This is a genomic window from Mesorhizobium sp. WSM4833, assembly GCF_055811095.1.
On the sequence record NZ_JBVVQG010000004.1, the window covers coordinates 278764 to 291874 of the forward strand.

Consider the following 13111-nt stretch of genomic DNA (forward strand, 5'->3'; position numbering starts at 1 on the left):
GGCCGGTGGCTTCCATAATCGCTTACCCCTTGATTTTTGGCTGCCAAACATCGATATCGGGCACAAAATCCACATCATTCGAGATTGACGGGAAACGGCGATGAGCGACCAGGCAAAAGACGAACGCGCGCCCGATGAAGTCGAGGCGACCGAGCCCGCAGCCGAGCGCACGGAAGGCAGCACCGACGGCGACTATGAAGCCCTTGTCCGGCTGCTGAAGGAAAATGAAGAGCTGAAGGACCGCGCGCTGCGCGTGGCGGCCGAGATGGAAAACCTGCGTCGCCGCACGGCGCGCGATGTGCACGATGCGCGCACCTACGCGGTCGCGAATTTCGCCCGCGACATGCTTTCGGTGTCGGACAATCTGCGCCGCGCGCTGGATGCGATTCCCGCCGAGGCCAAGGCATCGGGTGACGCCGGCTTCAAGGCGCTGATCGAAGGCGTCGACCTCACCGAGCGCGCCATGCTGTCGGCGCTGGAACGGCATGGGGTCAAGAAGCTCGCGCCGGAAGGCGAGAAGTTCGATCCCAATTTCCACCAGGCGATGTTCGAAGTGCCCAATCCGGACGTTCCGGCCAACACCGTGGTCCAGGTCGTGCAGCCGGGCTATTCGATCGGCGACCGCGTGCTGCGCCCGGCCATGGTCGGCGTCGCCAAAGGCGGTCCGAAGCTTGCCGCCGCTGAAGCGCCGGTCGAGCCGGGGCCGGTGAACGAGCAGGCTGAGAAAGATGCATAGTTAAGGCAGTAAGGGAATAGGGGAGTAGGGGAGTAGGGGAGTAGGGGAGCGTACCAGCAGTGCGGTTTCGTGATAAACATACTCCCGTATTCCCCTATTCCCTTACTCCCCTGGCCTGCAATGAACCCCATCGCGCTTCTCGACTATGCCGGTGTCGCCGTCTTCGCGGCGACGGGGGCGCTTGCGGCTTCGCGTAAGCAGCTCGACATTATCGGCTTCCTGTTCCTGGCCAGCGTCACCGGGATAGGCGGCGGCACGCTTCGCGACGTCATCCTCAACCTGCCGGTTTTCTGGGTCGCCAACTCCGGCTATGTGCTGATCTGCGCCGCGGTTGCGGTGCTGGTCTTCTTCAGCGCGCATCGTGTCGAATCGCGCTGGAAATGGCTGCTCTGGCTCGACGCCATCGGGCTCGCCGCTTTTTCGGTGATGGGCGCGGCCAAGGGGCTTGCGATTACCGGCTCGCCGGTCGTCTCAGTCATCACCGGCGTGCTCACCGCCACTTTCGGCGGCATTCTGCGCGATCTCCTTGCCGGCGAGCCATCGGTGCTGCTCAGGCCCGAAATCTACGTCACGGCGGCCCTTGCAGGTGCCGGCCTTTACACACTTGGCGATCTTGCCGGATTGCCGCCGCTCGCCTCGGACCTTGCCGGTTTTGCGGCGGCGTTCGTCGTGCGCGGTGGTGCGCTCAAATTCGGCTGGTCGTTTCCGTCCTACAAGAGCCGGCCCGGCAGGCGGCCGGAAGATATTTTGTGAAAAGGAAGCGAATAGCGAATAGGGGTTGAACGAGATAGCTCCCGCTACTTTCTATTCGCCAGGCTCACGCAGCGAAGCGCTGGGCTTCGCCGCCATAATAGTTGACGTAGCGGGCGCCGATTTCCTTGACCGGCATCACAACGAACACATCGACCGTCGAGAATTCGCGATCGATGACGCAGCCATCGCCGATGCGGGCGCCGACGCGCAGATAGCCCTTGACCAGAGGCGGCATCGCGGCGATCGCCGCCTTGGCATTGACCGCCTCGATCGGCATCAGGTCCATCGAGCAGTAGCGCCCGGAGACCGCGCGCACGTCCCAGGCCGAATTTGTGCGGCAGTGGTGGGCGAGGTAGGTGAGCGCCTCGGCATGCGCCGCCGGCACGGTGCCGTGAAAAGAAGCGCAACCGGTCATCACACCGATTTCGTAATGGTTGATGTAAGCCCAGATGCCTTGCCACAACGCTTCGATGGTGCGCTTCGAGCGGTATTCCGGCAAAACGCAGGAGCGGCCGAGTTCAAGGAAACGCTGGCCGGGGTGACGGGCAATGAGCTTGGTCAGCTCGAATTCACCTTCGGAATAGAAACCGCCGGCCGTGGCCGCGATTTCTTGCCGCAGAAGCCGATATGTGCCGACGATACGGCGATGTTCGGGACCGGAAAGCGTGGTGTCCAAAACCAGCAGATGGTCGCAGAGTGGATCGAACCGGTCGGCGTCACGGCGGTCATGGGCCTGGAACAGGTCCTTCCTGGCGCCAAGTTCGTCGTAGAACACCCGGTAGCGCACTTCCTGCGCGGCCGCGATCTCGGCCTCGTTGCGAGCGAGCCGCACTTCAAGATTGCCTATGCGGCCCAGTGCCGCGCCCTTTATGACGGAATCGACGTTACGTCCGGCAAGCAAGGCGCTGCTGGCGTTCGGCCGAGTGTCACATTCCGGCATAACTGTATGCACGAGTGATTCTCCTTCGAGCCATCCCTCTTGGCACGGGGATACGGTGTAGGTGCAACAGGATTGTGACAGTACCGTGATACGACGTCGTGGGCAATACTTCGTCGGCTGGCGAATACGATCAACCGGCTACGTTTAAGTGATCGCCCGGTGCGGAATGGGCGGTGGAAAGCTCAGGCCGCGACGACCTGGCCCTCGACGGCATTGACCAGCGCCTCGGGGTCGAGCGGCTTGGTGACAAAGCCGCTGGCTCCATGGGCCAACACCGCATGGCGGGTCTTTTCCTGGCTGTCGGCCGACAGCACCATGATCGGCACCGGCCGCACGGCACTTTCTTCCTCATGGCGGCGGATGGCGGCAATCGCGTCCAGCCCGTCCATGACCGGCATGTGCAGATCCATCAAGACCACGTCGAAGCGGTCCTTGTGCGCGGCGCCGGTGACAGCCTCGACGGCCGCCTTGCCGTTGCCGACCACCCTGACGCGATGCCCGGCCTTCAGCAGCGTGGCGCGGGCCAGCATGGCATTGATGTCATTGTCCTCGGCGATCAGCACCGACAGGCCGCGCTGGCGGTTGCCGACGGCGCGCAGTGTCGGCGCGCCGCGCTTTTCCGGCTGCGGCGGGCCGAGGCTCGGAGCATGGCTGCTCAACAGTACACGCAAAAGTGTTCCGCCGCGCACCGGCCTGGCCAGGAAGGTTGCGTAGCCGCTGGCGCGGAACTCGCCAAGCATGCCGCGATCTGTCGGCGCGATCAGCGTGATCGCCTCACAGTCGGAGAAACCGCTCTGGCGCAGGCGCTTGAGCAGCCTTCCGTCGCCTTCCTCCATCGCGGCATCGACCAGGATCGCGTCGCAGCCGGCGGCGAAAGGCGCGGCCTGTGCGGCGGTGGTGGCGATGTCGACCGCGCCACCGTTGGCACGGATGGTGCGGGCGATGGCGTCGGCCTCGACGGCGTTCTTCGACAGGATCACCACGCGTCTGCCCGAGAGAGCATTCTGGCGGCCCTGCGGCGCTTCGGTGGCCGCTGTCGCAGGGACTTCGAAGACGAACTCGGATCCCTGGCCGAGCCGGCTGGATACCGAGATCGTGCCACCCATGGCGGCCACCAGGCGCCTGGAGATGGCAAGGCCGAGGCCGGCCCCGCCATGTGTGCGTGTCGACGTGCCGTCGGCCTGCTCGAACTCCTCGAAAATGCGCTCCAGGTCGGCATCATGCAGGCCCGGACCGGTATCGGCGATGGTAAAGCATATGCGGTCGCTGGTTTCGGTGCGTGCGCGTGCAATGCTCACCAGCACGCCGCCGCTGTCGGTGAACTTGATGGCGTTGCCGATGAGGTTGAGAAGCACCTGCCTGACCTTGCCTGGATCGGCGGTGATCAATTGCGGCACGTCGGGTTCGACATGACAACCCAGCCCGATATCCTTGGCGAAGGCGCGCGCCGCCAGCAATTCGATGATGTTGTCGGCGATCTCGCGCACCGACATCGGCTGCGGCTCCGGGTCGAAACGCCCGGCTTCGATCTTGGAATAATCGAGAAGATCCTCGATCAGGGCAAGCAATGCGCTGGCTGAGGTCGAGACGGCGCCGACATAGGTCTGCTGCTCCGGCGACAGGCTGGTGTCGGCGAGCAACCTGGCCATGCCCATGATGCCGTTCATCGGGGTGCGGATTTCATGGCTGACGGTGGCGAGGAAACGCGATTTGGCCTGGCTGGCATATTCGGCCCGTTCGCGTGCGGTGATCAGCGAGGACTCGGCGCGTTTGCGGGCGGTGATGTCGCGGGCGATGGCGCGGTGCGAAACCGCGCCGCTGTCCTTGTCGCGCACCGACAGTTCGATCCAGGAGAACCAGCGCTGCCCGCTCGGCGTGCTGATAGAGACATCGGTGGAACTCAGGCACTCATGGTCGGAAAAGGCGGCATCGGGAACCATGCCGACCTCGATGCCGAGTTCCGCCAGGGTCTTGCCGGCAAGATCGCGCTGGTCGATCTCGACGAGATCGGCGAAGACCTTGTTGGCATAGACGATGTAGCCATCGCGGTCGCGATGGATGACGAGATCGCCAAGCGCGTCGATCAGGCCGCGAAAGCGCTCATCGCTCTCCTGCATCTCCCACATGCGGTCGGCCAGCGTCTCGATCTCGGCGCGGCTGCGGGCCGTGGTTTCGTCAAGAAGGGCGGCGGTGCGATGTTCGCTCCGCCTGGCGCGCAGATGCATGGCAAGGCCGGCAAGGCCGGTTGCGAGCAATGCAACGCTGATGAACATCGGTGCCCCGGTCAGGTGCGCCAGCCCGGCCATCACCACGATGGCGACGAATGTCAGAAAGGACAGGCCTTCGCGCCTGGAGAATTCCGGCTCGGGCACCAGCGGCGGCGCGGCGACGAAGCGCCGCGTCGACGCCGGCGGGAGCACCGCATCGACATCGTCGCCAGTGTCCGCCTGTTGGCTGCCGGATTGCGCGATCATGCGAAATTCTTGCCAGACAGAGCTTATGGAAAATTGCGGCAGATCGTTCCAATTTTAGCGGATGAGCGCTTTTTGCCGAGGCGCGGCGGGTTTGCCACCAGATCTGGCGATTGCATCCGCCCTTCCGGCAGTTGGGCGGAGTCACATATCCACGACGACGCGGCCGCGGATCTTGCCCTCGACGATATCGCGCGCGGCATCGACGATGCCGTCGAACCCGATGGTGCTGGACAGGCTGGCGAGCTTCTGCAGATCGAGGTCGGTGCCGATGCGGCGCCATGCCTCGAGGCGGACTGCTTTCGGCGCCATCACTGAATCGATGCCGAGCAATGAGACACCGCGCAGGATGAAGGGCGCGACGCTGGCCGGCAGGTCCATGCCGCCGGCCAGGCCGCAGGCGGCGACCGCGCCGCCATAGGAGGTCATCGAGAGCACATTGGCCAGCGTGTGGCTGCCGACAGCGTCGATGCCGCCCGCCCAGCGCTCCTTGGCCAGCGGCTTGGCCGGCTGGGCAAGCTCCTCGCGCGAGATCACCTCGGCGGCGCCAAGGTCCATCAGAAAGGGGCTTTCGGCATTGCGGCCGGTGGAAGCAATGACATGGTAGCCGAGGCTGGACAGGATGGAGACCGCGACCGAGCCGACGCCGCCGGCTGCCCCCGTCACCACCACCGGGCCGCGATCGGGCAGGATGCCGTGCCGCTCCAGGGCCATGACACAGAGCATGGCGGTATATCCTGCGGTGCCGACGGCCATCGCGTCATGCGGGTTGATGCCTTGCGGCAGCGGCACCAGCCAGTCGCCCTTGACGCGGGCACGGCCTGCATAGGCACCGAAATGGGTTTCGCCGACGCCCCAGCCATTCAGCACGACCTTGTCTCCGGCGCGCCAGTCGGGATGCGAGGACGAAATGACGGTGCCGGCGAAATCGATGCCCGGCACCAGCGGCCAGCGGCGGATCACCGGCGCCTTGCCTGTGATCGCCAAGCCATCCTTGTAGTTCACCGTCGTTGCCTCGACCGCGACGGTGACATCGCCTTCCATCAGGTCGGCCTCGGTGAGATCGGTCACGGCGACCGACTGCTTTTTCTCGGCGTCGCGCGAAACGAGGATGGCTTTGAAGGTTTCGGACATGTCTTTCTCCGCGATCTTGACGACATGAACTGTGCGGCGATGGCCGCACGGGGTCAATCCTTGGAAGGACTGGCTTTGGGTTCGCGCCGCCAGCCGACCAGCTCGTCGAAGACGACCAGTGCCGCACCAACCGAAATGAAGGCGTCGGCAAGGTTGAAGACGGCGAAGGACCAGACCGGCGTGTGGAACAGGATGTAGTCGATGACGTGGCCGTAGACGGCGCGGTCGATCAGATTGCCGAGCGCGCCGCCGACGATCAGCGCAAAGCCGGTGCGGGCAAGGATCTGGGACGGCGCGATCCGGGTCGCCAGGAACAGCACGAAGGCAACGACGGCGAGCGAAATGACGATCAGCCCGGTGTCGCCGAAGGACGAGAACATCGAGAAGGCGATGCCGGTATTGTAGGTGCGAAACAGCGCCAGGAAGGGCAGCAGATCAACCTTCTCCTGAAAAGGCAGATCGGCCTCGACCAGATATTTTATCCACTGGTCGAGCGCGATGGCCGCGACGACGAGCAATGCGTAGGGAGACCATGATCTCACGGGCAGGCAACCTTCATTGCTGGTCCAGGATTGGCTCGAGCTTCAGCGCGCCGCGCCGGATCTCGAACAGCATGATGCCGGTGGCAACGGCCAGATTGAGCGAATCGGCACGGCCCGCTTGCGGAATCCTGAGCAGCCTGTCGCAACTCGCAGCCAGGCTTTCGGGCAGTCCCTGCTGCTCGTTGCCCATCATCAGCAGCACGGGCCCGCGGGAAAAATCGACCGAGCGGTAGTCGACGGCGCCTTTCAGGTGGGTTCCGGCGACGAGGCCTGAAAACCCGCCTCGCCAGGCGAGGAAAGCCTCGGTTGTCGCCTTCGCCACCGGCACGGCAAAGATCGAACCCATGGTGGCACGCACCGTCTCCACGGAGAATGGATCAGTGGTATCGCCGACCAGGATGACGCCTTTGGCGCCGACGGCATCGACGGTGCGGATGACAGTGCCGAGATTGCCGGGGTCGCGCACCCGGTCGAGCGCCACCCAGACGTCGCCATTGTCAGCGCGGACATCCTTCAAGGCGAGGAATTTTTGCGAAAAGACGCCGACCACCATTTGCGGGTTGTCGCGACGGGTGATAGCGACCAGCACCTTCTCCGACACTTCGAGCACCATGCCGCCTGCCGCAACCGTGCGTGCGGCCACCTTCTCCACGGCAGCGTTGCCGCGCCCGGCCTTGGCGAAAACCAATGTCCTGATCTGCCAGCCGAGATCGAGCGCATCGATGACCAGCTTCAACCCCTCGGCCATGAAGGCGTTCTGCTGGTCGCGGAATTTCTTCTGAGCGAGCGCCTTGATGTCCTTGACCAGCGGATTGGCGAGGCTGGTGACCTCCTTCACCTGGCCGGGTGCGCCTGCATGCCGCTCGTTCATTCAGCCACCCAACGCGAAAACAATGAGGTCGATAGCGCCCGGCCGGCGGACTTTTCGCGGATGATCAGCTCACCCGATTCAACCTTGCCGCCCATGCCGGCAAAGGTATCGCGCATCAGGGCGTGGATGGCGAAGAAGGAGGCGCGGATCGAGTAGGCGGTCAGCACCACGGCAAGCGGCTTCGGCGTCAGGATCGCTCGGCAGAGGTCGGTCAAATCGGGCAGGTCCTCGAACAATTGCCAGACCTCGCCCTTGGGGCCACGGCCATAGGCCGGCGGGTCGAACAGAATGATATCGTAGCGGCTGCCGCGGCGCTCCTCGCGCTCGGCGAATTTCACCGCGTCGTCGACGATCCAGCGGATCGGCTTGCTGCCGAGGCCGGCCATCTCCTGGTTTTCGCGGGCCCAGCCGATCGCCTTCTTCGAGGCATCGACATGGGTGACCTCGGCACCGGCGCGAGCCGCCACCAAGGAAGCGAGACCGGTATAGCCGAACAGGTTCAGAACCTTGACCGGCCGCTTCGCCGCCGCGATCAGCCCGGCCATGTGGTCCCAGTGGGAGGCCTGCTCGGGAAAGACGCCGACATGACGAAACGAGGTGAAACGGCCGAGATAGTCGATGCCGTCATGCTTCATCGGCCAGGTCTCGCCGAGCGGCAGCTTCGGGAAACGCCAGCGGCCGATCCCCTCCTCGTCGGTGTCTCCGGTGAAGACGGCGTCGGCGCGCTCCCATTCCTTTGCCGGCAATGCCTTTTGCCAGATCGCCTGACCCTCTGGCCGCACGATCCGGTAGGGGCCATATTGTTCGAGCTTCTGGCCGGTGCCGCTGTCGAGCAGCGCATAATCGGCATTGGGCGCCACTTCCAGGATCACGGGAAGATGTTCGGCGGGCAGAGCGCCTTCGCGGCGGGCCAGGATGCGCGGCGCCGAGTTCGGTTCGGAACGATTTTCCGTCTTCGCCTCATGGCGCTCGCGCGGTGGCGCTTCCGGTCTGGCAGGAGCCTGGCCGGGACGCGGGCGTGACACGTCCGCCGCACTCTTGGCGGATGGATGTGGACGGTTGTCGCGGCGTTTGTCGCGAAAAGACTTCAAGCGGGGGCAACTCCGAACGGCGTGGCCGCTTTTGACATAGGGCAACCGGCTTCGCAACCAAGTCCCACAGGTCGGCCTCTCCGGTTTATGTCTGCCGGCGATGGACCAATGTCAAAGAAACAGGCAAATCTGCTCGATGTCCCGCTCCGAACGCCTGCTCGACCTCATACAGTGCTTGCGCCGGCATCGCCGGCCGGTGAGCGGGCACATGCTTGCCGACGAGACGGGCGTTTCGATCCGCACGCTCTACCGCGACATCGCCACGCTGCAGGGCCAGGGCGCGCCGATCGAGGGTGAGGCGGGGTTGGGTTATGTGCTCAAGCCCGGCTTCATGCTGCCGCCGCTGATGTTCAGCGACGAGGAGATCGAGGCCATTGTGCTCGGCTCGCGCTGGGTCGCCAGGCAGCCGGACCAGCGTCTCTCGGCCGCCGCCGCCAACGCGTTGGCCAAGATCGCAGCCGTGCTGCCCGACGATCTGCGCGAGGATCTTGACGCGAGCACACTGCTGGTCGGGCCTCCTGCCGCGGCCACCGAGGGCATCGATCTTGGTATGGTGCGGCAGGCCATCCGCAACGAGCGCAAGCTCGGCTTTCTCTACCGCGATGCCGGCGGGGCCGTGTCCCAGCGCGTCGTCTGGCCATTTGCGCTGGGCTTCTTCGACAAGGTGCGGGTGGTGGTGGCGTGGTGCGAGATGCGGCAGGATTTCCGGCATTTTCGCGCCGATCGCATCGCCGAACTCCAAGCAATGGACACGCGCTATCCGCGTCGTCGCCAGGCGCTGCTCAAGGAATGGCGGACGACGCTCGACAAGCCGCGTGGTTCGCGATGACTGCTGCCATATTCTGACAGCAGCCTATCTTATGTTCGCCAAGTCGAAACACCGAACCTTGGAGAGCAGATATGGCCACCCCGAATTTCGTCATCCTCTATGTCGACCAGCCGCAGCAGAGCGGTGCCTTCTACAGCGCGCTGCTCGGTCGTGAGCCGGTCGAAAGTTCGCCGACCTTCGTGCTGTTCGTGCTCGATGCCGGCTTCAAGCTCGGCCTGTGGTCGCGCCACACGGTGGAGCCGGCAGCCGCCACGTCAGGCGGTGGCGCCGAAATCGTGTTTGCGCTGGATACGCCCGATGCGGTCGATGCCGCCCATGCCGACTGGTCCGGGCGCGGGCTGAAGATCCTGCAGACGCCGACCGACATGGATTTCGGCCGTACTTTTGTCGCGCTCGATCCCGATAATCATCGCCTGCGCGTCTACTGGCTGTCCGACGGGGAACAGGCCAATGGGGAACAGAAATGAGCGCGTATTGGATCGCGGTGGCGTCGGCCGAACATGTCCGGCGTGGTCGCACAGCCGGCTTCATGCAGGTCAACCACGGCAAGGCGGCACCGCTGCGTCGCGTCAAGCCGGGTGACGGCGTCGTCTACTATTCGCCGACCACTGTTTTGGGCGAGAAAGACGGCCTCCAGGCTTTCACGGCGATAGGCATCGTGCGGGAAGGCGAGCCCTATCAGGGGGATATGGGCGCCGGCTTCACGCCGTTCCGCCGCGATGTGGCGTGGGCCAAGGCCGAGGAAGCGCCGATCAAGCCGCTGCTCGACAGGCTGGACTTCACCGTGGCCAAGTCGAACTGGGGTTATCAGCTTCGCTTTGGCCTTTTTGAAATCGGGGATCACGATTTTCGTGTGATCGCCGAGGCGATGGGCGCCGAAATGGGTGCAACGGTAAACTAGGCCGTGAGCGCCTTGTAGACGGCAATGCCGGCGGCAAGATCCTCGAGCGCCGCTCCGACCGACTTGAACAGCGTGATCTCACCGGCGCTCTCGCGGCCCTTCTTCCGGCCGCGCGCCAATTCGTGCAGATCGGCGACGATGGCTTCCGGTTTCAGCACGCCGGAGGTCAGCGGTTGGACGATGTCGCCGGCTTCCTTGGTGGCGCCGGCGCGGGTGTCGACATAGACGCGGGCAAGCCTGATCGCATCGTCATCGCTCTCGCGCATCGTCGGCGTAAAGCCGCCGACCAGGTCGACATGGGTTCCCGGCCGCAACAATGCGCCCTTGATCAACGGCGTGGTCGTGATCGTCGCCGAGGAGACGATGTCGGCCTGCCCAAGCTCCGTATCGAGATCGCTTGCCGCACTGGCCGCGAAGCCCTGGGCGCACAGATCGGCCGCGACTTTCTCGGCATTGGCCGGGGTGCGGTTCCAGATGCGGATGGTCTTGATGGGCCGCACGGCCGAGTGCGCCTTGGCGAGGAAGGGCGACAGCGCGCCGGCGCCGACCACAAGCAGCCGCGAGGCATCGTCGCGGGCGAGATAGGAGGCCGCAAGCGCCGAAGCACAGGCGGTGCGCCATTGTGTCAGCCGCTGGCCGTCGATCAGGGCCTCGGGTTCGCCGGTGGCGCCGTTGAGCAGAAGATAGAGCCCCATCACCGCGGGCTTGCCGATGGCATTGTTGTCGGGCGACACGGTGACGATCTTGACGCCGACGTGACCGCCGGCCGACGTGCCGGCCGCGTTGAGATCGGTCCAGGCCGGCATCAAAAGCAGTGTGGAGGCGGCACCATCGGGCCGCTCGATCGTATGATGATGCCTGACAGGCTGCACCGCGCCGTCGCGAAACGCCATGCGCAGCGTCTCGACCAGCCGGGGAAAGGTCAGCGCATGGTCGACCTCTGCGGCCGAAATGGTCAGCATGAAAAACTCCGTGAGGACAAAACCGCCGATTGGCGGCTCAAGCGGTCGGCTTCGGCAATGCTGCCTCTTGGGCGGACCCCGGTGCCTGGCTTTGTGATACCGCCGGCGCACGGCTGACCGCCTGGCGCAGGTTCTCGGCTTCGACGCCGCGCTGGCGCGCCAGCTTGCGATAGCGACCCTGTTTGACCCACGTAGCCAGACTGCCGACGATCATGCCGATGGCGAGCGCCAGGAACAGGAAGATGAACAGCGGCAAAGTCAGGGTCAGCTTCGGATTGCCGGGATTGAACGGGTCCAGCGTGAAGGCGACCAGTTCGCGGTTGGCGACAGCGAGTGCGATCAGGATGATCGCCAGGGGCACGAAGATCGCGATAAGGATGAAGCGATTGAACATGATGTTTTCCGTCGGAAGCTGGCCTGTCCGAAAGGCCGTCAGGCGCTGGCGTCGCGCCTACTTGCCGCCGTTCAGCCTTTCACGCAGTTCCTTGCCGGTCTTGAAGAACGGCACCCATTTCTCCTCGACCTCGACGGATTCGCCGGTGCGCGGATTGCGTCCGGTGCGGGCGGGACGATTTTTCACCGAAAAAGCGCCGAAGCCACGCAACTCGACCCGGTTGCCTTCGGCAAGGGCGTCGGTGATTTCATCAAAGATCGCGCCGACGATGTTTTCGACGTCGCGCAGGAAAAGATGCGGATTGCGCGTGGCAATAATCTGCACAAGTTCGGACTTGATCATGAGACGGGTCCCCGTGAAAGCAGTGCGGTCAAAATTATGAGGATGATTTTATTTGCTTTTTTCACTTGCCCCAAACGGCTTCTCAAGGGTGCCAGACGGAAACGAGACCGTCAAGAAACAAGCGGTCGGCTCCGAGTTCATGGATGACGTCGCTGCTGTAGGCGGGCAGGCCGAGCGCACTGCCGATCGTTTGCGCCATCGCTTTCGAGAACAGGAAGCCGCTGCGCCGTTCGGTATCCTTCCACTCGACGACCTTGAGCTTGGCATCGACGCCCTTGGTCGCCAGCCAGTCGACCGCCACGGTCTCGCCGCCGACGGCGTCGATCAGCCCGTTGGCAACGCCCTGGCGACCGGTGAATATCGAGCCGTCGGCAAGCACCAGCGCTTGTTCGCGGCTCATCTTGCGGCGTTCGGCGACGATGTCGACGAACCAGTTGTAACTGTCGAGGATGAGCTTGCGAACCATGGCGCGCTCGTCGTCATTGGTCGGCTTGAAGGGAGAGGGCGCGGCTTTCAGCGGCGAGGATTTCACCTCCTCCAGCTTGACGCCGAGTTTGTCCATCAGGCCGCTGACGTCGGGATACTGGATCAGCACGCCGATCGAGCCGACGATCGAGGTCTTGCGGGCAACGATGTGATCGGCGGCACTGGCGATCATATAGCCCGCCGATGCGGCGAGCGTGCCGACTTCCGCCACCACCGGCTTGTCGGCGGCCAGCTTGCGCACTTCTTCATAGATCGATTCACCGCCAACGGTGGTGCCGCCAGGCGAATCGATCGACAGGATCACGCCTTTCACCTTCGATGAAAGACGGATGGTTTCCAGCCGCTTGATCAGTTCCTCGTCCTCGGTGATCGTGCCTTCGATCTTGACCTTGGCAATATGGTCGACTGTCGAGCCGCCGAAATCGTCGCCATAAAACCAGGTTGAAAGCGCAATCACCCCAAGGGCTATGATGCCTATGGCGACGACGCGCCAGAATGTCAGCTTGCGCCGCAAACGGCGGCGGTCGATCAGGTCGTCGGCTCTCAGTGCCATGGTCAGCCTTTCAGTCGGCGGGAGGAGACGCTTTTAGACCATGATCCTCCCATCTGGAAGCAGTTCTCTTTTGCGCATGGCGAGACAAGTCGGCGCCTGGACGTGA

At 64.0% G+C, this 13111-nt stretch carries 15 protein-coding genes; 5 read left to right on the forward strand and 10 right to left on the reverse strand.

The features are described 5' to 3' along the window. Nucleotides 1-100 precede the first annotated feature (100 nt). Together grpE and AC0L2D_RS09725 are read left to right on the forward strand one after the other, a co-directional pair. A complete protein-coding gene (grpE, locus tag AC0L2D_RS09720) occupies nt 101-736 on the forward strand; it encodes a nucleotide exchange factor GrpE (protein ID WP_013529570.1) in 636 nt (211 codons plus the stop codon). 120 nt (nt 737-856) lie between these two features. Then, the gene (locus tag AC0L2D_RS09725; RefSeq protein WP_275954517.1) at nt 857-1489 is read left to right on the forward strand and encodes a trimeric intracellular cation channel family protein; all 633 of its coding nucleotides are present in this window, start codon (nt 857-859) and stop codon (nt 1487-1489) included. A gap of 64 nt (nt 1490-1553) precedes the next feature. Here the strand turns inward: AC0L2D_RS09725 and olsB are convergent, their stop codons facing one another. From olsB to AC0L2D_RS09755, 6 genes are all read right to left on the reverse strand, one after another. Beyond that, nucleotides 1554-2429, reverse strand: a complete 876-nt coding sequence (gene olsB, locus AC0L2D_RS09730) for a l-ornithine N(alpha)-acyltransferase (protein WP_023812526.1) — start codon at nt 2427-2429, stop codon at nt 1554-1556. Between the two features lie 182 nt (nt 2430-2611). Next, entirely contained in the window at nt 2612-4903 is a 2292-nt protein-coding gene (locus tag AC0L2D_RS09735) for a PAS domain-containing hybrid sensor histidine kinase/response regulator (RefSeq protein WP_027161326.1), read from the reverse strand. Between the two features lie 141 nt (nt 4904-5044). Beyond that, nucleotides 5045-6034 (reverse strand): acrylyl-CoA reductase (NADPH), encoded by a 990-nt coding sequence (acuI, locus tag AC0L2D_RS09740; RefSeq protein ID WP_473540918.1) that lies wholly within the window; start codon nt 6032-6034, stop codon nt 5045-5047. Nucleotides 6035-6087: 53 nt separating this feature from the next. Beyond that, nucleotides 6088-6576 (reverse strand): signal peptidase II, encoded by a 489-nt coding sequence (lspA, locus tag AC0L2D_RS09745; RefSeq protein ID WP_013529575.1) that lies wholly within the window; start codon nt 6574-6576, stop codon nt 6088-6090. Between the two features lie 13 nt (nt 6577-6589). After that, nucleotides 6590-7447 (reverse strand): TrmH family RNA methyltransferase, encoded by an 858-nt coding sequence (locus tag AC0L2D_RS09750; protein ID WP_013529576.1) that lies wholly within the window; start codon nt 7445-7447, stop codon nt 6590-6592. Continuing rightward, nucleotides 7444-8538 carry an RsmD family RNA methyltransferase gene (locus AC0L2D_RS09755; RefSeq protein WP_063169011.1) on the reverse strand — a complete coding sequence of 365 codons (1095 nt, stop codon included), beginning with the start codon at nt 8536-8538 and terminating at the stop codon, nt 7444-7446. Before AC0L2D_RS09755 ends, AC0L2D_RS09750 begins: the two co-directional genes overlap by 4 nt. A 136-nt stretch (nt 8539-8674) precedes the next feature. Here AC0L2D_RS09755 and AC0L2D_RS09760 point away from each other — a divergent pair, with 136 nt between their 5' ends. From AC0L2D_RS09760 to AC0L2D_RS09770, 3 genes are all read left to right on the forward strand, one after another. Beyond that, complete coding sequence (locus tag AC0L2D_RS09760; RefSeq protein ID WP_473540920.1) at nt 8675-9367, forward strand: helix-turn-helix transcriptional regulator; 693 nt, start codon at nt 8675-8677, stop codon at nt 9365-9367. 71 nt (nt 9368-9438) lie between these two features. Beyond that, a complete protein-coding gene (locus AC0L2D_RS09765; protein WP_013529579.1) occupies nt 9439-9834 on the forward strand; it encodes a VOC family protein in 396 nt (131 codons plus the stop codon). Then, a complete protein-coding gene (locus tag AC0L2D_RS09770; RefSeq protein WP_013529580.1) occupies nt 9831-10268 on the forward strand; it encodes an EVE domain-containing protein in 438 nt (145 codons plus the stop codon). The genes AC0L2D_RS09765 and AC0L2D_RS09770 overlap by 4 nt, the downstream gene beginning before the upstream one ends. Here the strand turns inward: AC0L2D_RS09770 and lhpI are convergent. The 4 genes from lhpI to sppA form a co-directional block, all read right to left on the reverse strand. Next, nucleotides 10265-11230, reverse strand: coding sequence for a bifunctional Delta(1)-pyrroline-2-carboxylate/Delta(1)-piperideine-2-carboxylate reductase (gene lhpI, locus AC0L2D_RS09775; protein WP_275954514.1), 966 nt, complete (start codon nt 11228-11230; stop codon nt 10265-10267). The two genes, AC0L2D_RS09770 and lhpI, sit on opposite strands and share 4 nt — an antisense overlap. A gap of 37 nt (nt 11231-11267) precedes the next feature. Continuing rightward, nucleotides 11268-11624, reverse strand: a complete 357-nt coding sequence (locus AC0L2D_RS09780; protein WP_064995565.1) for a DUF1049 domain-containing protein — start codon at nt 11622-11624, stop codon at nt 11268-11270. 57 nt (nt 11625-11681) lie between these two features. Continuing rightward, nucleotides 11682-11966, reverse strand: coding sequence for an integration host factor subunit beta (locus tag AC0L2D_RS09785; RefSeq protein ID WP_006200394.1), 285 nt, complete (start codon nt 11964-11966; stop codon nt 11682-11684). A gap of 82 nt (nt 11967-12048) precedes the next feature. Beyond that, entirely contained in the window at nt 12049-13005 is a 957-nt protein-coding gene (gene sppA, locus AC0L2D_RS09790) for a signal peptide peptidase SppA (protein ID WP_027161328.1), read from the reverse strand. Nucleotides 13006-13111: the final 106 nt, after the last annotated feature.